The 18806-nt window shown below is 45.8% G+C and carries 16 protein-coding genes; 6 read left to right on the top strand and 10 right to left on the bottom strand.

Annotated features, from left to right (window positions below; all coding sequences use genetic code 11):
* On the bottom strand, positions 1-2238 hold a 2238-nt coding region (locus tag E5S67_RS12280), incomplete at its 3' end, for a tetratricopeptide repeat protein (RefSeq protein WP_172187492.1).
* A 363-nt stretch (positions 2239-2601) separates the two neighbouring features.
* On the opposite strand from E5S67_RS12280, the gene E5S67_RS12275 reads away from it, so the two are divergent.
* Together E5S67_RS12275 and E5S67_RS12270 are read left to right on the top strand one after the other, a co-directional pair.
* Complete coding sequence (locus E5S67_RS12275; protein WP_172187490.1) at positions 2602-5073, top strand: zinc metalloprotease HtpX; 2472 nt, start codon at positions 2602-2604, stop codon at positions 5071-5073.
* A 1018-nt stretch (positions 5074-6091) separates the two neighbouring features.
* A complete protein-coding gene (locus tag E5S67_RS12270) occupies positions 6092-6646 on the top strand; it encodes an RNA recognition motif domain-containing protein (protein ID WP_172187488.1) in 555 nt (184 codons plus the stop codon).
* Positions 6647-7008: 362 nt separating this feature from the next.
* On the opposite strand, the gene E5S67_RS12265 is transcribed toward E5S67_RS12270, so the two are convergent.
* The 3 genes from E5S67_RS12265 to E5S67_RS12255 all read right to left on the bottom strand — a co-directional run bounded on the left by E5S67_RS12265 (position 7009) and on the right by E5S67_RS12255 (position 8805).
* A complete protein-coding gene (locus E5S67_RS12265; protein WP_172187486.1) occupies positions 7009-8016 on the bottom strand; it encodes a tellurite resistance TerB family protein in 1008 nt (335 codons plus the stop codon).
* Between the two features lie 164 nt (positions 8017-8180).
* Entirely contained in the window at positions 8181-8474 is a 294-nt protein-coding gene (locus tag E5S67_RS12260) for a CHAT domain-containing protein (RefSeq protein ID WP_172187484.1), read from the bottom strand.
* A 118-nt stretch (positions 8475-8592) separates the two neighbouring features.
* Entirely contained in the window at positions 8593-8805 is a 213-nt protein-coding gene (locus E5S67_RS12255; protein ID WP_216670385.1) for a hypothetical protein, read from the bottom strand.
* 664 nt (positions 8806-9469) lie between these two features.
* Here E5S67_RS12255 and E5S67_RS12250 point away from each other — a divergent pair.
* A complete protein-coding gene (locus E5S67_RS12250; RefSeq protein WP_172187480.1) occupies positions 9470-10579 on the top strand; it encodes a vWA domain-containing protein in 1110 nt (369 codons plus the stop codon).
* 79 nt (positions 10580-10658) lie between these two features.
* Here the strand turns inward: E5S67_RS12250 and E5S67_RS12245 are convergent, their stop codons facing one another.
* The 3 genes from E5S67_RS12245 to cobU all read right to left on the bottom strand — a co-directional run bounded on the left by E5S67_RS12245 (position 10659) and on the right by cobU (position 14275).
* Positions 10659-12728 (bottom strand): ABC1 kinase family protein, encoded by a 2070-nt coding sequence (locus E5S67_RS12245; RefSeq protein ID WP_172187500.1) that lies wholly within the window; start codon positions 12726-12728, stop codon positions 10659-10661.
* 271 nt (positions 12729-12999) lie between these two features.
* Positions 13000-13422: a hypothetical protein gene (locus E5S67_RS12240; RefSeq protein WP_172187478.1), complete on the bottom strand. Its 423-nt coding sequence runs from the start codon at positions 13420-13422 to the stop codon at positions 13000-13002.
* Between the two features lie 277 nt (positions 13423-13699).
* Positions 13700-14275 (bottom strand): bifunctional adenosylcobinamide kinase/adenosylcobinamide-phosphate guanylyltransferase, encoded by a 576-nt coding sequence (cobU, locus tag E5S67_RS12235; protein ID WP_172187476.1) that lies wholly within the window; start codon positions 14273-14275, stop codon positions 13700-13702.
* A 179-nt stretch (positions 14276-14454) separates the two neighbouring features.
* Between cobU and E5S67_RS12230 the strand changes: the two genes are divergently transcribed.
* Positions 14455-15423 carry a glycosyltransferase family 2 protein gene (locus E5S67_RS12230; RefSeq protein WP_172187474.1) on the top strand — a complete coding sequence of 323 codons (969 nt, stop codon included), beginning with the start codon at positions 14455-14457 and terminating at the stop codon, positions 15421-15423.
* Between the two features lies 1 nt (position 15424).
* Here the strand turns inward: E5S67_RS12230 and E5S67_RS34385 are convergent, their stop codons facing one another.
* Positions 15425-15637, bottom strand: coding sequence for a hypothetical protein (locus tag E5S67_RS34385; RefSeq protein WP_339382850.1), 213 nt, complete (start codon positions 15635-15637; stop codon positions 15425-15427).
* Here E5S67_RS34385 and E5S67_RS12225 point away from each other — a divergent pair.
* On the top strand, positions 15546-16481 hold the full coding sequence (locus E5S67_RS12225) for a glycosyltransferase family 2 protein (protein ID WP_339382849.1): 936 nt from the start codon (positions 15546-15548) through the stop codon (positions 16479-16481). The genes E5S67_RS34385 and E5S67_RS12225 overlap by 92 nt on opposite strands.
* A 126-nt stretch (positions 16482-16607) precedes the next feature.
* Here E5S67_RS12225 and E5S67_RS34380 read toward each other — a convergent pair whose 3' ends face one another.
* Together E5S67_RS34380 and E5S67_RS12215 are read right to left on the bottom strand one after the other, a co-directional pair.
* Entirely contained in the window at positions 16608-16955 is a 348-nt protein-coding gene (locus tag E5S67_RS34380; RefSeq protein ID WP_339382848.1) for a hypothetical protein, read from the bottom strand.
* 305 nt (positions 16956-17260) lie between these two features.
* Positions 17261-18058, bottom strand: coding sequence for a cation diffusion facilitator family transporter (locus tag E5S67_RS12215; protein WP_172187469.1), 798 nt, complete (start codon positions 18056-18058; stop codon positions 17261-17263).
* Between the two features lie 55 nt (positions 18059-18113).
* On the opposite strand from E5S67_RS12215, the gene hpsU reads away from it, so the two are divergent.
* Positions 18114-18791: a hormogonium polysaccharide biosynthesis acetyltransferase HpsU gene (hpsU, locus tag E5S67_RS12210; RefSeq protein WP_172187467.1), complete on the top strand. Its 678-nt coding sequence runs from the start codon at positions 18114-18116 to the stop codon at positions 18789-18791.
* The last annotated feature ends 15 nt before the right edge of the window (positions 18792-18806 follow it).

Here is an 18806-nt window from a genome sequence, read left to right as displayed (position 1 = left end):
ACAGTAAGACTGTTTTGCCGCCTCAAATTCACTTAGCTTTGCTTGTAATTCACCCAGACGTAGTAGCGCAATCCCTTTGCTGTTGAGAGCACAGATATAATCCGGTGCAATAAGTAAAGCAGAATTACAGGCAGCGATCGCCTCACAGTAAGACTGTTTTGCTGCCTCAAATTCACTGAGCTCTGCTTGCAATTTACCCAGACTTTGCAGCGCATTCCCTTTGTTGTTGACAGCATTGATATAATCCGGTGCAATAAGTAAAGCAGAATTATAGGCTGCTATCGCCTCAAAGTAAAACTGTTTGGCCGCCTCAAATTCACTTAGCTGTGCTTGCAAATAACCCAGACATCGCACCGCATTTCCTTTGTTGGTGAGAGCATTGATATCATCCGGTGCAATAAGTAAAGCCGAATTATAAGCCGCAACTGCCTCTAAATATTCTTGTTTGGCCTCTACATATCGAGCCAAATCAGCATAGTAATCTCCCTCCGATCTCGAAATTCTACCGAGCCAATAATCACTTTTAATCCACAACTCATTTCTAACTTCCAGCAGAGCCTCGCATTCCTTATAGCGACTCTTTTCCAAAGCTTCATCAAACACCTCTTTCCATTCTTCTACACCCCGCTGCCAATCCAAGCGATTAGCATGAAAAATTGCCTCCGCCGCATTCCCCACTTCTCGATAATGCCCCTCTAAAACCTCATGAGCTCTGCGAGTTTTCGGATGATCCCGATCGGCATCCAAACGCCGCAATAAATCGTGAATCCGATACCAGTTATCCCCCCGCTTCTGCGATTTCCACACAAAGGAAAAACCCGTCAACATCTCAAAATTTGCACTGCTTGCATGGAAGTGGCAACCAGATCCCAATTTTACGTACAAATCCTCATCAAAAGCGCGACCAGCACTCAGCGAATGCACGGCCGATCGCACTTCTCGATCGACATAACTCAGCAACCGATCTGTTAATTCCGCAGTCTTGTTTTCCAACTTCGGAATCCGCGCAAAATCCGACGACATCAACTCAATTCCCCGCCTTCTTTCTGCCAGCACCGCATCCGCGCACAAACCCAAATAAAACGGATGTACCTGCAAATTCTCCCAATTATCAGCGGGATTGACGCTGGCATATTTAATTACAGCATCTGCCAAATCTGCCTTGTCAATCTTCACTTTGTGCAAGTAATCCCTCGCATCATCCGGCGACAAATGCCACACCAATTGTGCATCTATATAATCTGCGGGAATCGGAAACCTTGACGCATTCGGCCACCGCAATTGCGTCACCGGACACTCTCGCCCCGCCACAACAACTACAATCCCCAATTTGTAATCCAATGCCCTCAACAACCGCCGAAACCACTCATCTTGATACCAAAAAGTTGCGCCTTGAGAATTGCGTTTTTCATCCCACATTTTCTCGTGAGTATCGAACAGCATCACGAGGCGATCGGGTTTATTTTTGCCAGCCATTGTCGCATTCAAATCCCCAGCAAACAATTTCGGCAAATAGTCGGTTAACTCAGTATCAATATCTAGACGGCGAATTTCCTCCGCCTTTTCATCGCTGACGCCCAAGCGATTTTGAATTAATTTCATCGCCCGCTTAATCCCGCCCAATTTATCTATCCCTTTGAGCACCGCTACAGCTTGCGCCACCACCGGAAAATCTGCAAAAGTTTCAATTATAGGTACCACCAATTCCGCCACATCATCGGGGAAAAGTTGGTTGAGAGTTGCCTGTGATTCGCCTTTGTTCAGCAAATACCAAAAGCAAGCAAAGTCATAATTTGGAAATTTAAATTTATATTTCTTAGTGGCTGCTGCCAGATTTCGGCGCAGCATCAGCAAGCCGTAAAATCTATCTTGCGGTTTATCTTCTTTAATCGGTATCAATCCGAAATCGTGTCTGACTGCGGGTATGGGAGTGTAGGTCTTAGGTTCAGCATAGCGGACAAAATCAGCAACTTGGGCGGCTTGTGATTCGGGGATGTCGTGCAATTGTTTCCACACCTGCGGCGAAAATCTTTTGCAGCAGTGAAACTGCAAGTGTTGTAGCAGCAAAGACTTGCCGTTGCCTCCATCTCCGTAAAAATACAAAATTTGTTGGCGCGCGGGGTCTTCGTTTAAATAAAAGGCAAATCGGCGGGTAAATTCGTATCTGTCGGTAAAAAGTTCCAGTTTGCGATCGCCGCTAATAGATTCGCTTTCAAAATCTTCGTCGTCAATTGGCATAAATGTACGGGTGAGGTGTTAATTTAATTATAAGCAAAAATTAGATGGGCTCGGTGATTGAAATCTCGTGTCCACAAACTTTAGTTTCTCTCTAATAGACTAAGAGATCGAGGAAGTATTTAACCCGGATTTAGCATAAATCTTCAGTCTTCATAGCGAAGACTTTAGCTTTGAGGCAGGAGTTTAAACTCCTGCCCGATCGCAACTTTCGGCCACTCCCAGCGGACGAAAGTTTGACTATTAAGCGGTTTCAACCGCCGAAGAAACTGCAACAACTGGTGACAGAGAAATAGAGCTGTGTTAAAACCGTAATCGATCGACCAGCAAAGCTATCTTAGAAAGGACGCTAGCGAAAGCACAGTCATGGCACCTCCCACTAATCCAAATCCGGCGGATTCATCTGCAAAACAGTCTCTAGAGGCTGGGCTAGCAGCTTTGAAACAGCAGGATTACCCCACAGCGATCGCCCTTTTAGAATCCGTTACCCAAACCGCCGCCAATGGGCCGTCGGGAATCCGCGCGCAGATGGGATTGGTGGCTGCGTACAAAGCAACCGGTAATCTGAAAAAGGCGATCGCCCTGTGCTCTTCCCTCGCCAAAAGTCCCAACTCTCAAGTCAAAACTTGGGCCGATCGCGCTTTAACAGAATTAACCCCCCCTCGCCCCCCAAAACCACCGGCAAATAAACCAAAATCCGCAGAAACTCCCCCCGAAACAGGCTTTGTCGCCTTTGATGCAGGAACAAAATCGCCGAAAAAAACGCCAGGGGGCGATCGACCGACCGCAGATAAAAAAACAGGATTTTTACCTTTAGAGCCTGCTGCCGCGCCTGGAAACGCCAAATCGCAACATATTTCCCCGCTACCTCCACCCCCCAAACGCCCGACTTCTGAACCGGAAAACTCGACCGAAACCGCACCCGATACAGAAATTAGCGGCGAAAATAGTTCCGGTTCCCCAACAGATATCCCCGGAGTCGCCAGCCCAGATACTTACCAACTCACTTGGCGCGAAGCAGGGCGCGCCAAAAGCCCGCGCCCCCTCAAACCGCTGAAGTTGCTGGAGTTTCGGCTGCAAGCTGTTGCAAGTGCGATCGCCCTATTTTTCCTAGCCCGGTTTGTCCTGCAATTCCTGCTGACAAACACTAATTCTCTATTGGTTCAGCTTTACATATTCACTAGACTGCCTATTTTCGCGCCAATTCAGCTTTTTTACCGAGATCCAACTCCCTTTGTTCAGATGGTTTTTGGATTGCTTTTAGCGTCCTCTCCGTGGCTGATAGACGCGCTGCTGAAACTGTTTTGCGGCATCGAAACCCTGCGCGGGTCAGTTTTATCGAAGCACAGCAAGGAAGCTAGTCGGGTACTGCGAAGTTTTTGTACCAAGCAAAATATGCCGGTGCCGGTGCTGAAACTCTTGCCGCTGAATGTTCCTGTAGCTTTCAGTTACGGATGTTTGCCCCGTTTTGCTCGGATTGCTGTGAGTCGGGGGCTGTTGGAACAATTGACTGATGATGAAATTGCTACTATTTTCGCGCGGGAGTTGGGCCATATCTCTTACTGGGATTTTGCGCCGATGTCGCTGGCGCTGCTGGTGATTCAGATTCCTTACTTGATTTATTGGCAGGTGGCGCAATGGCAAGAGCGGTTGTGCGATTTAATGACGATCGAGTTTTTGCGTTCTGCTGTCAAATTTGTGGCCGCTGCAATTTCTGCTATTAGTTACGGGATTTATAAGTTGTTGCGCTGGCCGATGTTGTGGCTGTCGCGCCGACGAGTATATTTTAGCGATCGCACTGCTGCGGAAATTACGGGCAATCCTAACGGTTTGACGCGGGCACTAGGTAAAATTGCGATCGGCATTGCTGATAATATCGAACAGCAAAAACAAACTAGCTTTTTCCTCGAAAGTTTCGATCTATTGTTACCCGTAGGTGTTGGACAAGCTGTAACCCTTGGTTCTGCTGCATTACACGCGCCGCTGGAACAGATTTTGCTGTGGGATGTCAGCAATCGCGATCGCAACTGGTTGACGGTTAACAGCGCGCATCCTTTGCTGGGAGAGCGTTTGAAGTTGTTGGCCCTCTATGCTCAATTCTGGAAGCTAGAGACAGAGTTAGATTTGGCAAACGCGGGAGTGCAAGAACAACCCAGGAAAGGAAAATTGTCTCTGTTTAAGTCAATACTCGAATTTAAAGACTCAAAACTATTTTTACAGGGTGCGCCGTTTTTTGGAATTCCGATGAGTTTGGCGATAGTCGGGGTGCTTTGGCTGATTGGGGGGATTTTTTCAAGGACGAGTATTTGGCAGTTGGATTGGCTTTGGGGCGATCGATCGATTATTTGGGGCTGTTTGCCGATCGGATTTAGCATCGGTACTTTGATGCGGATCAATTATTTTTTCCCTGACATTACACCGCGAGAAACTGCTTCGCCGAGTTTGCCGGAAATTTTGTCAAATCCCGAGAGTTTGCCGCTGGATGCTGAACCGGTGCGGCTGGAGGGGCAACTTTTGGGTCGATCGGGTATAGATAATTGGCTGGGACAAGATTTGATTTTGCAGACGGCGACGGGTTTGGTGAGGTTGCATTATGTTTCGAGGTTTGGCTACATTGGCTCTTTATGGCCGAAAGCGACTCGCCCCAGCGATTTGATCGGAAAATCTGTTGTGGCGACTGGTTGGCTGCGCCGGGGTGCTACTGTGGCGATCGACCTCGAAAGTCTCCGCAGTCAAGGAGGGAAAGTTAGTGACAGCGGACATCCGATTTGGTCTGCGATTTTGGCTTTTGCTGCTGCTTTTTGGGGCGCATACATCATTATCCAGGGCCCAAGGTGAGGAATAGCGATCGGATTGCCGCGCGAGTCGCGAACAACGCGCAGGCTCGATCGGTTTTGAGTTAAACAGCGGATGGGCGATCCTCTACGAGGGCTTCGCTAACGATGTTTTCGGTGCTGGTGGCGCACCCTACCCAATGTTCTCGGTGCGCGGTGCACACCCTACACTCTTCTTCCTTCTTCCTTTTTCCCTCTTCCTTCTTCCTTCGTAAAGAAAAGTTGCTTTTTTACCAGCAATCTGTTACGTTAGTTTACATAAACAGGATTGAACCAAATAGCGCAATAACTTCAGTTGGCTAAAACCCACTAAGGCATTGCGTAAAAATTGTCAACATCCCAACACAGCAAGTACAGCCAGCCGCTTGTCGGCTGTTTTTTTTCGACAGCTATTTTTGCTGTGCGGGATGAATTCTCAAAAGTGATTCAGATGTGGTTTCCGTTAAATTCAGACTGAAATCTTCCTAAATAACTAGCTCTGTTACCAAGGCTGTGATACCTTTAAAGAATGCTCGGACTCTGCCGGGTCTGATTTAAGGGATAGCGGGTAAGTGAGTAGTTCTCAGCATTAGGAGCGAGATTAGGAACGAGGTAAGATTACTGGCTGAAAAAATGTTAGCCATTTTATCCATCACTGTATTAAACTGAATACTGGCATTCCGATCGCTGGCAATTGACACATCCTTGGACATAAATTTCTACACGGCCCTGGCTATAAACATTCTGAATCAAAACCGGAAGCAAGTAATAGAGAATAGCCAATAGCCTCAACATTTGAGTGATGACTAAAAGTTTACACAACAACCTGAGATTTAAAAGCTCTCTGCATCGGCGGTTAAGTTCCTGCCTTATCAGAGTAAATCATCTTTTTGTTCTAAAAGGTGGGGGGATATGTCAAGGTTGGTGGGAGGAATGTGCAAATTCTCGGGTTATGTGGTGTTTCCCTGAAGTCAATATTCAGTTGACTTCAGGGAATTCTGTTCGAGCAAATTAATTAAAATCCAAGTCGGGAGGAATTTTTCATGTCTATTCGTCTTTATGTTGGCAATCTACCGAAGGAACTCGATCGCCAAGAATTGCAAGAAGTTTTTGCACCGGAGGGCGAATCTGTTACCACAAAGGTAATTACAGACCGCAAAACTGGAAAATGCAGAGGATTCGGTTTTGTGACGGTGCTAACCGACGAACAAGCCGACCAAGTTATTGAGAAATACAACGGCTTGATGTTCAAAGAAAACCCGCTGAAAATAGAGAAGGCACTGCCCCGCTCTAAGGGTAAATCTGAGAAAGGCGAAGAAGATCAGCAGCAGTCGTCGTCGCAGTCACCGCAGTTGGTGTCGGCGTCGCAGCCTGTGCCTGTGCCTGTGCCACAGCAGCGGGATGCTGCCCCTGCCCAAGGTGGTGGAGGCCCTAGTAAAAGCAATCGCCGTCGGGGTGACAACAACAAGTCTCGTCGCAATCAGTCAGCAGCAGCGGTGCCGAACGCCGATTCCGGCTCGGTGCAGCCAGATCCGCGCTGGGCGAGCGCTCTGGAAGAGCTCAAGCAAAGATTGGTGGAAGCTCAGACTACTAATTAGTCGAAAATGGCGGCTAATTGCTGCTGTCTCTCGACTGCGGTTGACTGAATGTATCTGGAAGTGCGATCGAGAAAGGCTCAAATAAGCCTGTTCTAGATCGCACTATTTTATTGTAAAAAACCTCTAATATCTAGCAGTGCGGTAAAATAACCGTGATCGGGCAAGTAGTGAGGACTTGAGTCCTCAGTTTCATGAGGACTCAAGTCCTCACTAGAAACCAGTTTGATTTTGGTCGATCGACAGGACACGATGTAATATTCTGAGGATGGTTAGCAAAAAAACCCAGTTTCTATGAAAATATGGGGTTGAGTAGCAAGACATCTAGAAAGAAACCGGGTTTTTAGCCCCTAAATAAGTCCTGTTTATGCGAGTGCCGAGAATTCGATAGTCTGAATAAACTCGAAAATCTTGTTCAAAATTCCCTCAACTTCAGACTCAAGGGAACCCAATTCATCCCCCTCCTGATAAATTCGCTGACAGCTTACCGTGTAGCAAAAATCGTCAGCGATAAAAGCCATAAGTCCCCGGTAAGCATCCAGCCGAGTAGCCGGGCGCTGGTTTTTCTGCACGCTCATAGTTGCACCCGCAGGCAAATCAACAACCGCGAAATAAGCTTCTTCATCTTCTAAATATTCCGAATGAAGTAACTTAGATTTGGCAATATTAGCAATAATTGCCTGAGAAACAAAATTGTCTAAAAAAGACTTGAGATAAGCTTCCTCGCCAACCGACTCGATTGTTTCTTCCACTTCACCCGCAATAGGGAAATAATCAATTTTTAACAAAACACCAAAGTCGTCAGAAAATGCAACAGAGCCTTCTTCCTCATCAATTCTACCGCCTCGTTGCTCGTCAACTGGAATGGGGACGCTAAAATTGCCTTCAGGAGATACGTACAATTCCCCTTCTACATCAGACACTTCGACATCTTCTTGAGAGTATGCAACAATTACATCCTCAATAATTTCCGCAGCTTCCTCGTCTTCCACACCTAATGCTTGCTGGAATTCCTGGAGAAAACCCTTGTGCTTGTCAGGCACTTCGCCATCTGCGACAAACATTGCTGCGGTTATTGCAAAAGTATCTAAAACTAACTCATCTGGTAGTGACTCCCAAGCAGCATTAAATAATGCTCCTAAACCGTCTTGAGTAGCAATACCTGAGAGTCTTTGAAACATTGCTGACATATCATCTTCCGAGTATTCAGCAAATATTTCTGATTCCCAAAGTATGCTTTCTAAGATATCAGCATCTGTGTCAGGGGAATTTGCCGACGCTGCGACAAGTGCTACCGCTGCTAGCGATTCCTCTGGAGTAAAGCTTGCTTTGGATTTGTCTTCAGAATTGAATATTTTATCAAAATTGCCCACTGGTTTTGCTCCACTAGAGTTGAGTTGTCCTCTTCATAGCAAATTTATGACATAAAAAGATAGTAGTCGTCGTTACTCTCCGCGCCGGACAAGGCGCTGTGCCGTTTCCCTACAGATATCGCGCCGGACAAGACGCCGTGCCGTTTCCCTACAGATATCGCCTATTACCAAGGACTGCCAATGATTGTGAATCCGGCCCAAAACTTCGGATGAGATAAATCTGAATTTGCTACTTGTGCCGATTGAGTAAGGTCGATCGCGCCTTGATCTCCCCGCAATTGACCGTCTTTTACTAAAATTTGTTTGTGGATCATTGCCAGTTGAGCTTTTCTGACCGCTTCAGCTTTAATTGGCTGCGGCAAATTGCCGTAAAATTCGGTCATCAGCCCTAAAGTGGCGACATCGTTAAGGCTGTAAGGTCGATCGCCCTTAAATGCTATAGTCTTGGACGCATCCAAACCAAAAAACCGGGTTTTTTGCGATTTTTATGGTCTGTAACGAAGTATTTCGGAAAAAACCTGGTTTCTGCCCACCCTATCGCCCTTAAAGCCCGAAAACACTGGTTATTCCCTACTTTCACCAGTATTTGTAAAACGTTACCCAACAATCTATAGAGTTTCGCATAAAACCACCGAGATCACCCTGATAAGTAAACAGAAGAGAAATTGTGAAGTGCGATCGCACTTGTTGAGAGTTATCCAAAAGTGCGATCATTTCTGTTTGGGTAAATGACGGATTTATGACGGCTACAGAGGACAAAAGTGCGATCGGGCTTGCCGATAGAGTCACTTTGTCAATTTTCAGCACACTTTGTATCTACTACGCGAGGACAATATCGTGGCTACTACTTCTAACTTTTAGACCTGGAATACTAATTAAGCTATCAATCAGCTTATTTAAAAATGTGGTAAAATAAAATTATATTTATCAATGAATGTGGACGAATAATTCAGGCTTTAGCAGTCCAAAAATTAATGTTAAAAAAGCTTTTGGTCTTTTTGTATGCTCAAGGCGGTAACAAAATTTTGGGGCTACAACAAAAAGAAGATGATTGTCATGCCTCGCTCAAAGTAATCCTATATAAGTTGACATCTATCGAATACATAAAAACCAGGTTTATTGCAGAAACCGGATTTTGGTTTGTAGATATTTTTATTTAAGTCAGTTCTGGACGCACACCGAGCCAAAAACCTGGTTTCTACGTCAATAGATCTCGAATCAATCCAGGATTTTTCGGAGAAACGGGTTTTTTGCGTCTAGGACTGACTGAATTAATCACAAATGTAAAATCTTGTTACAAGTTACTTGACATCAGTCATTAAATTTATTTTGGAATGACTATAATTGGGAAAACGTAATGCTGTCATTCGCTCTTGGTTGCGAAGGGGCTCAAACCCTTGCCACACAGCTATTGAGTGCGTCAGTCCTGTCTATAAGCAAATCAAAAAATTCCATGCAGAAACTAACTAGAATTTTATTCACTACAGCTTTAACCCTAAGTATCTTGTGTTCTCCCACAGCAGCTTTCGCAAAAGCAAAAATTCAGATCGCGATCCTTTTAGATTCTAGTAATAGCATGGATGGATTGATTGACCAGACTCGTACTCAACTTTGGCAAATTGTTAATTTTTTAACTAAAGTAACCAAAGATGGCGAAGTACCAGAGTTAGAGGTGGCTCTTTACCATTATGGTAATGACAGCTTACCATCCTCGGAAGGTTTTGTGAGATTATTAACTGGGTTTACTCCTGAATTAGATTTAGTTTCCGAAAAGCTATTTAGTATCAAAACCAACGGCGGTCAAGAATATGCTGGCTGGGTAATTCGTTCAGCAATGCAAGAATTAAACTGGAGTAAAAATCAGGAAGATTTTCGCGTGATTTTTATTGCGGGTAATGAACCATTCGATCAAGGCCCAATAGTTTGGAATCAATCTGTCAATCTCGCTGTCAAAGGAGATACACTCGTTAATACAATCTACTGTGGTTCAGCCGAAAGTCAGGAGCGACAACTTTGGGCATCAGGAGCAGATTTAGCAAAAGGCAGTAGCTTCAACATTAATCAAAACCAACAAATTGTGGTAATTAAGTCCCCTTACGACGACGAAATTTCTACTTGGAATACTAAACTCAATCAAACCTACATTCCTTACGGTAGAGAAGGAAGAATAGGACAACAACGTCAAGCAGTTGAAGATAGTAATGCTGGCAGCAATACGGTTTTGCGTAGTGCGTCCAAAGCTTCTGAATACTATGATAATGCTTCTTGGGACTTGCTGGACGCTCTCGAAAACGGAACAGTTAAACTAGAGGCAATATCAGATGATAATTTACCAGAAATCATGCGAGGGATGACGCTAACAGAAAAAAGAGCATATGTTGCAGGAAAGAAAACCGAAAGAGAAGCGATTAAAAAGACGATCCGCGACTTATCTCAAAAGCGTACAGCATATATTGAACAACAGCGCCAATCTAGTACCAATAGTGGTGAAAATACTCTCGATCGCGTAATGATTCAGAGTCTCCGCCAGCAATTAGCCGCTAAAGGATTCAAGCTTAATTAAAAGAACGCAGACGAAATTTCATCTGCGTTCATCTGTGTTTATCTGCTAATATCGGCGGTCAAAAAAACGCCCAATCAAACTACTTCGCAGCAGGTAAAGACAACTGAGGCGAAGTTTTAGGGTAGCTTCCATTCTCAGGAATTGCTGCCGGTTCCTGGGAAAGCAAAAACTCGCGAATTACCCTAGCAACTGCTCTTTGAGCTAAACCGCCGACTACTTTCTGGCCCATATTCTGCACTTCCGGTTTCACCAACAACTGCGGAAGAAGCTGCAATACTTTCATCGTGTCAAAACCGGGAGTTGATTGCAAAATATCCCAAATCCGCTTGATGTGTTCTAAGTTTTTTTGTTCAGTTGGTGAAACCACTGGTTGATTTGCCTTGACTCCAAACCATTCGCCGACGACTGCTTTGGCGTTAGCAAAGGCGTTGCTGGAAAGTGTGTCGAGACTTTTGACTAATTCGAGGACAATACGATCGCGAATGAAATCTCCTCTTTCGGAAAATAAATATTCTAATGCTTGGTTCAAGATTTTGCTGACATCGTAATCATCGCTCTCGCGGGCATTTTTGAGCAAGTTTTCTAAGCGGTTCCAGCGGAATTCCCCTTGTTTGAACAGCAAGTCTTGCAGGGATGCTCTCAGTTCCGGTGCGGGGTCGCTCAACAGCCGTTTTGCTACGTAAGGATAAGCTTTGCTCAGCACTTTGAATTCTGGATCGACATTAATGGCAATCCCTTCTAAGGTGACGAGCGATCGAATAATCAAAGCATAGTAAGCTGGAACTCGGAAAGGATATTCGTACATCACCGCCGAAAGCTCGTCAGTAATGCTTTTGAAATTTAGTTCGGCAACGCTAGCACCCAAAGCATTGTTAAACACGCTGGCCAAAGCTGGAATAATTGGCGTTAAATCGGTGTCTGGCGTTAAAAACTCCAACTTCACGTAATCTTTTGCTAAACCTTCAAAGTCGCGGTTCACCAAATGCACCACAGCTTCTAACAAGCCGTATCGCTGATAAGGTTTAACTTCGCTCATCATCCCGAAATCGAGATAAGCCAACTGACCGTCAGGAGTTGCCAAAAGATTGCCGGGATGCGGGTCAGCGTGAAAGAAACCGTGTTCTAGCAGTTGTCTGAGAGAACACTGCACCCCCACTTCTATTAAGTAAGGAGCGTCGATTCCTTGAGCTTTAACTGCTTCTAAATTAGTCAGTTTGACGCCGGTGATCCACTCCATTGTTAAGACGCGGCGGCGGGTATATTCCCAGTAGATGCTGGGAACGTAAATGTCTTTGATGTGGCCGTATAGTTGGGCAAACCGTTCGGCATTTTGACCTTCGTGGGTGTAGTCCATTTCTTCGTAAATGCGCTCGCCCAACTCGTCCATAATGCTTGCGAGGTCGCTGCGAATTATTTTGAAGTTGTTTTGTGCCCAAACTGCAACGCGCCGCAGGATGTAGATATCTAAGCCGATGTTCTCGGCTAAATCTGGTCGCTGCACTTTGATTGCGACTGTTTCCCCGGTTTTGAGTTTGCCTTTGTAGACTTGTCCGAGAGAAGCTGCGGCGATCGGATCGGGGGTGATTTCTGCGTAGATGTCTTTGGGGTGGGCGCCCAATTCTTCTTGGATGAATTGATATGCTACTTCGTTAGGAAATGCTGGCAATTGGTCTTGCAGCGTTGTTAGTTCTTCTAAATATGCGGGCGGTACTAAGTCGGGCCGTGTTGAGAGTGCTTGTCCTATTTTGATGAAAGCGGGGCCGAGTTGGCTGAGAATTTCTCGCAGTCTGGCGGCGCGACGCTTTTCGTTGCTGGCGGTTTTGCCTCTTTTGCCGTCCCACCACACACTGAGGGCAAAGCTAAAAAATGTCCAAAGAACGCTCGACAGCCGTCCCCAGACTTGCAGGGGGCGATTTCGGTACAGCGCTGCGATCGCCACTGGATCGTAGCGCACAGCATCTCCTGCCAACTCATAAGCTATGTCTCTGGCTGATTTGAGCGGTTCGGGAGTGACCGCCACTGTCTCTAGTTCTACTTGTACAGCTTGCAGGGGAACTGTTTCTACCTCTTTGAGATTCCCGAGTGCAGCGTGAGTCCCTGAATTTGAGTAAGTTAGCGGGGAGGCTGGCGATACCGTCTTGACATCCATAAAACTCAGACCTGTGAAGCATTGTAAAGACATTGTAACAATTTGTGGCCTTCTCACCACTGCTTTAAGGTATAAAACCGAAGGCAAAAGTTATTAGTCCTTAGGGGTTAGTCACTAGCCAATAGTCCAAGACTTATGCACTAGGACTACAGAAAGCGGGTTTTTTACTGGATCTGGGGGTTGCAACGCGTCTTTTCGCGAAAAACCCGCTTTCTGGTCACTCGTGCGTCCACTCGATCGCGTCACGTGAACGCACTACAATGTGATTCGTTTATTCGCCCCCAGCTTTGAGGAGTCGATCGCGAATTCCTGACAGTTGCGATTTTGTGCTGACTGGCGATCGAGGTTGGGGCATTTCGGTATCGGGCCAGTTCGGTAAGTCGTTACAGGGACAGAACTCCGGGGGCATTCCGGTTTTTTGGAACACTACGGGCATCGCGCAGCGCGCGCAGGGGCTGATGTCCCAAGCTGGTGTCAGCAGTTGGGCAATTGTTTCGTTTGTACCTTGCAGGTAACAGTCTCCGCTGTCAGGGGAGATAATTTTTTGCCAGCAGTCTTCAAATTCCTGGCTGTAGCGATCGCCCGCAATTACCGATTTGGGCAGCAGCACTTCGGAACCGTTGCGAATTAATACTTTTTTGCCTAACTGAAACCAGTAAGCAATATATTTTCTCACTTCACTCTCTGATGCCATAATTTTTAGTCAACCTGTCAACTCATTGGTGATTTTAGACTTTCACTTTCAAATTTGCACTCTTTCTCAAGAGACATTTTATATTTTACATTATTTGAAAATTTTGCTATTCCTCGTGTCAAATTGTTGTGCGGGTTGCCCGAGGGAGTATGTTTTTTGACTCATTTATCTGAGTCTTGAGTTTTCAATCTCAGTTAAAATTATACCTGATTTTCAGTTAAAATTGTCCGTCGGGAAACCGAGATTTTTTCTCGCTTGTCAATGGCGAATCCGGCTGTTAATTTTTCGCAGCAGGCGGCAGCGGCGTACCCAGAACGCTCAGATCCAAGGCGTAACCTCCGGTGACGAGATAAACATTATCGGCGATCGCCCCGATCTGGCGCACGAGAGTGCCGAGGCGATCGCGAAACAGCCGCCCCGCCGGATAAGCAGGCACAACGCCCCATCCGGTTTCTTCCCCTACCAAAATCACATCAGCCGCCGCCGACTTCAAACTAGCCAGCAACTCTTGCTGCACAGTAGCCCAAACAGCCGCTTCTTGTTCCAAAAGATTCGCCGTCCAAGTTCCCAGGGAATCAATCAACAAGCAATCCGAGGGCTTGCCGGCTCGCACAACGGCCGATAATTCGATCGGCACTTCTAGAGTTGTCCAATCAACTGGACGGCGATTTTGGTGCTGTTCGAGGCGACGAACCCACTCCAAATCCGTTTCATCAACCCGGCCGGTAGCCACATAGATTACTTGTTTTCCCGAACCCGCAGCCAGAGTTTCGGCCCATTCACTTTTGCCACTTCGGGCCGGCCCAGTTACTAAGATTAATTGTCTCGATGCCGGAGGTTGTGAGTTAGTCATTAGTCATTAGTCAGCAGTCATTAGTCACATACAAAGGATTAAACACAATTACCAATTACCAATTACCAATTATGATTTAAACTGCCAACTACCAAATGCTTTTTAAGCGATAATAGCATTATTGAGACAATTTCACAGTAAGTCGATCGAGAACCCCAGTATTTCCCAAGCTGCTATTTATGCCAGACCCTCAGATATCAGCGATTATTTGCACCCACAATCGCGCCGCCTATTTAGGGGGGGCGATCGACAGCTTGCTGGTACAGGATTTTCCCGACAACTTTGAAGTAGTAGTAGTGGATAACGCCTCTAGCGATTATGCGAGCCCGGAAAGTTCCACTTCGCGCACCCGCGAGGTGGTAGAAGCAAGACTGGGCGATCGCCGCCTCAAGTACGTCTGGGAACCCGAAATCGGTCTGTCTGTAGCCCGGAACACAGGCGCTTCAGAAGCTCGCAGCGAAATATTAGCTTATCTCGACGACGACGCTGTTGCTGAGCCTAATTGGCTCAGGGTGCTGCACGCGGCTTATCAAAGCAATCAAAAACTAGCCGTGGCCGGCGGCAAAGTCAACTTGATCTGGCCTTGTGGAGTCAGCCCGCCCGAATGGCTGTCACCGGGATTGGCTCAGAACTTGGGAGTTTACGATTTGGGGGAAAGTTGCGTTGACGTGACTGCTGCCGGTTTGACTCCCAGGGGTGTAAACTACTCGATCCGGCGCGCTTTTCTCGAAAAAATTGGCGGCTTCGATGTCAAACTCGGTAGAGTCGGCACAAAATTGTTGTCAAATGAAGAGTTGCGGGCCACTGAATTAGCTTTAGAGTTAGGTTGGCAAGTAGTTTATCTACCGGAGGCCGTGGTGCTTCACAATGTCGCTGCAGAACGGCTCAACAAAGCTTGGTTTCTAGAGCGCGGGTGGTGGCAAGGCATCAGCGAGTGTTATCGGGAACAATTGTCCGATCGAGCGGGTATTGCTCAGCTTGGGCGAGGGGGTGAAAGAATCTTGAGGGGTGTCTGGAAGTCTTTTAAATATATTAGAGATCCGGCGCTGCGCTTTGAAAATTTCGTTTTTGCCTGGGGTCAAATCGGTTATTTGAGCGCAGCCATCCGCAGCCTGATTTTTGCACCGAAATCGACCACTAGGCATTAGGCTATAGGCAATATCCCTCGCCGGTCAAGTCGTCGGCGCGGCTGTGCCGATCGCATTTCATCCACAAAAACTCTACCGCATTCAGGTTCAAGCACTCGATTATGACATCTAGTTCATCCAAGATTCCGGTTTCAGTTCTCATTCCGGCAAAAGACGAAGAACTTAATCTACCTGCGTGTCTGGCCAGCATTGCCAGGGCGGATGAAGTTTTCATGGTTGATTCCCAAAGCAGCGATCGCACGGTAGAAATTGCCATCAGTAGCGGCGCAAAAGTAGTGCAATTCTACTTCGACAAACGCTGGCCGAAAAAGAAAAATTGGTCTTTGGACAATCTACCCTTTCGCAACGAATGGGTATTAATTGTCGATTGCGACGAGCGCATTCCGCCGGAACTTTGGGACGAAATCGCGCGGGCGATCGAAGACCCCAATTTTGACGGCTACTACCTCAACCGCAAAGTCTTATTTTTAGGTCAGTGGCTGCGTTACGGCGGCCGATATCCCGACTGGAATTTGCGTTTGTTCAAGCATCAAAAAGGCCGTTACGAAAATCTCGGCACTGAATCCGTCCCCAATACGGGCGACAACGAAGTTCACGAACACGTCATTTTATCCGGTCAAGTCGGCTACTTAAAAAATGACATGATCCACGAAGATTACCGCGATTTATTCCACTGGATAGAACGGCACAACCGCTATTCTAATTGGGAAGCTCGCGTTTATTACAATATTATTGAAGGGCGCGACGACAGCGGCACTATTGGTGCTAACTTATTTGGAGATGCCGTACAGCGGAAGCGATTTCTCAAAAAAGTTTGGGTGTGGCTGCCTTTTAAACCAATGCTCAGATTTATTTTATTTTACTTCATTCAGTTAGGCTTTTTGGATGGAAAAGCTGGCTATATTTATGCAAGGCTATTGAGCCAATACGAGTATCAAATTAATGCCAAACTTTACGAGTTGCGTTGTTGTGGCGGTCAGTTGAATGTGGCAGAATCTCAGCCGCCTTTGTCGCCGCCAGTAGTTATCAGTCAGGAGACAGAAGTGAAATTGCCGTGAGAATATCTGTTAGTCCGCGTGGACGAAAGTTTGTGCAGACAGGGTTTCAACCGCCGAGTCTCTCTTAGCCTGTTACTGAGGGACTTCGTTTGACAAGACGCAATTTCAACCGCCGGGTTTCTTGACCTAATTAATACTTGAGTGAATGCCACTAGCTAAAATACCTAAAATTTTACCTAAATCGTTGATAAAATATTCGACTAAATCAATTTCGATCGTCTGTTTTGTTAATTTCAGAAATTTCCAGTTAGTGCCGGTGGTAACGGTACCGTAAATCACAGGAATTTCGTTGCCTTCATTTTCATTAAAAATTTGCGCTGCCAACATTTCCGCTACGCATTGTCCCAAACCAGCTAAAATATTTTCTTTTTTAGCTTCCACGACGGTAATAACTGGCGCACTAACAAATAAAAGTTCAGGTGATTGACTGATGATAAAATCACAACTGCCGTTTAATCCTTTACTGGCATCCACACTAAAGTCAATACCCGAAAACCAGCTAATTTGATAATTTAATTGTTTTCTGAGCTCGACCAGAATAGGAGCAATAATTAATTCCGATCGCGCTTTTTCAGTATTGCTACCAAGGGCTAAAGGTAGATTATCGCGCAGGGTTTTTTGGAGAAAATCGCTTGGTGTTAATTCTGGAATTTCTGCGAAAATATTTATTAGAGCGCTCGGAAATCGTTAAATTAAAGTCTTTGGTAACTCGATTAAAAGTAAAATCACTGTAGGACATTAGTTATCTATTTCTATGGTTGAGAGCTGATGAAAAGATATTATTTGATAAGTTCTTCGAGGGATGGAAAAAGCAAATTTTCTGCGCTTACTTTTTCGCAGTCGCAAGGCTGTTGAGTTGCGGATATTGCTGATACTTTTCCTAGCAGCAATTGGATGCTTTCTATTAGCAGCGGTAGAGTTAATAAAATAATTGATGCCGAAACTAGCAAGCTAATTAAGCCGTCCGCCCAATTCCAGTGCAGCCACGCTACGGCGATCGCAGCTAGAATTACTCCAACCGAGGAAAATATGTCGGCAACTGCGTGCAGAAACGCGCTTTTGAGGTTTAAGTCGCCGTGACAGCAGGAATGCAAGCAACAAGCATTGATTGAATTGATGCTTAAACCGACTATGGCGGTAATTAACATCGGGAGCCCTTCTACTTCCGGGGTTGGGGACTGCAAGCGGTCGATCGACTCTGCGGCAATCCAAAGGGCGATCGCTACTAAACTGATACTATTAATTAAAGCAGCAATGATTTCTCCTCGTTCAGGGATTGGCGATTGTGCGATCGTACAATCTACGGATTTACTTTTGCGTTTGACTGAGGAGTACCAAGTCGCTGTCAAAGTTATTGCTAAAGCTGCTACATCTGAAAAAACGTGACCCGCATCTGCTAATAGGGACAAGCTATGAGAATTAAGTGCGGCGATTAACTCTGCGACAAAAAAGCTGCTAAGCAGTACCAATGCTGTTTGTAAAAGTCGCACTTTGCCAATTCTGGGATTTGTATTCTCGCAATATACGAGATCGTTGGCGTTTTCAGATTCAAAATTGTCCGTAACTGGAAATGTCATGCAGCAGTCCTTCAGGTTAAACTCGATTTTTAATTAAACATTAAATTAACTATCAATGACTTATAATATACCAAATCCGAACCAAGAACCGGAAAAGCCGATCGCAAATTTCCCAAATCCTGAAATAAACGATCGTCCAATTAGCGACAATCAGCTAAATACTTTGACAGGGGAATCTTTGGTTGATTTGCGCAAGTACGATCAATCAAATTTCGATAGAGGAAAGCCTGGTTGGCTAATTTTGGTTTGGTGGTTCGTGCAGGCGATCGCATTTTCCCTCACTCCACACCCTTTTAACGGCATCAGAAGCGGCTTGCTGCGGTTATTTGGAGCGAAAATAGGTTGTAGTGTGATTATCCGCCCTACCGCTCGTTTTACCTATCCTTGGAAAATTGAAATCGGCGACTACAGTTGGATCGGAGATGATGTTGTATTGTACAGTCTCGATCGAATTGCGATCGGCAAACACTGCGTCATTTCTCAAAAAAGTTACCTCTGCACCGGCACTCACGACCCCCAAGACCCAGCCTTTGGCTTAATAACAGCATCTGTGATCGTTAATAACGGCGTTTGGATTGCGGCAGACTGCTTCATTGGCCCTGGTGTCGAAATCGGTGCCAACGCTTTAATTGGAGCTCGCAGTAGTGTCTTTAAAAATATGCCTGCCGGCTTTGTTTGTACGGGTAATCCCTGTCATCAGCGCTATCGGCGAGAAATTAAGCAAAGTTCGTAAGAGACATTGCACCGG

The sequence above is a fragment of the Microcoleus asticus IPMA8 genome, assembly GCF_013179805.1.
Taxonomy (GTDB): domain Bacteria; phylum Cyanobacteriota; class Cyanobacteriia; order Cyanobacteriales; family Microcoleaceae; genus Microcoleus; species Microcoleus asticus.
This window is presented reverse-complemented; position numbering and strand designations above follow the sequence as displayed.

Bases quoted from the DNA above. Each gene is read 5' to 3' on its own strand.
- E5S67_RS12250 (WP_172187480.1), top strand. From the start codon at position 9,470: ATGCAGAAACTAACTAGAATTTTATTCACTACAGCTTTAACCCTAAGT.
- cobU (WP_172187476.1), bottom strand. From the start codon at position 14,275: ATGACTAACTCACAACCTCCGGCATCGAGACAATTAATCTTAGTAACT.
- E5S67_RS12270 (WP_172187488.1), top strand. From the start codon at position 6,092: ATGTCTATTCGTCTTTATGTTGGCAATCTACCGAAGGAACTCGATCGC.
- E5S67_RS12230 (WP_172187474.1), top strand. From the start codon at position 14,455: ATGCCAGACCCTCAGATATCAGCGATTATTTGCACCCACAATCGCGCC.
- E5S67_RS12245 (WP_172187500.1), bottom strand. From the start codon at position 12,728: ATGGATGTCAAGACGGTATCGCCAGCCTCCCCGCTAACTTACTCAAAT.
- E5S67_RS34385 (WP_339382850.1), bottom strand. From the start codon at position 15,637: ATGAAAACTTCATCCGCCCTGGCAATGCTGGCCAGACACGCAGGTAGA.
- E5S67_RS12275 (WP_172187490.1), top strand. From the start codon at position 2,602: ATGGCACCTCCCACTAATCCAAATCCGGCGGATTCATCTGCAAAACAG.
- E5S67_RS12215 (WP_172187469.1), bottom strand. From the start codon at position 18,058: ATGACATTTCCAGTTACGGACAATTTTGAATCTGAAAACGCCAACGAT.
- E5S67_RS12240 (WP_172187478.1), bottom strand. From the start codon at position 13,422: ATGGCATCAGAGAGTGAAGTGAGAAAATATATTGCTTACTGGTTTCAG.
- hpsU (WP_172187467.1), top strand. From the start codon at position 18,114: ATGACTTATAATATACCAAATCCGAACCAAGAACCGGAAAAGCCGATC.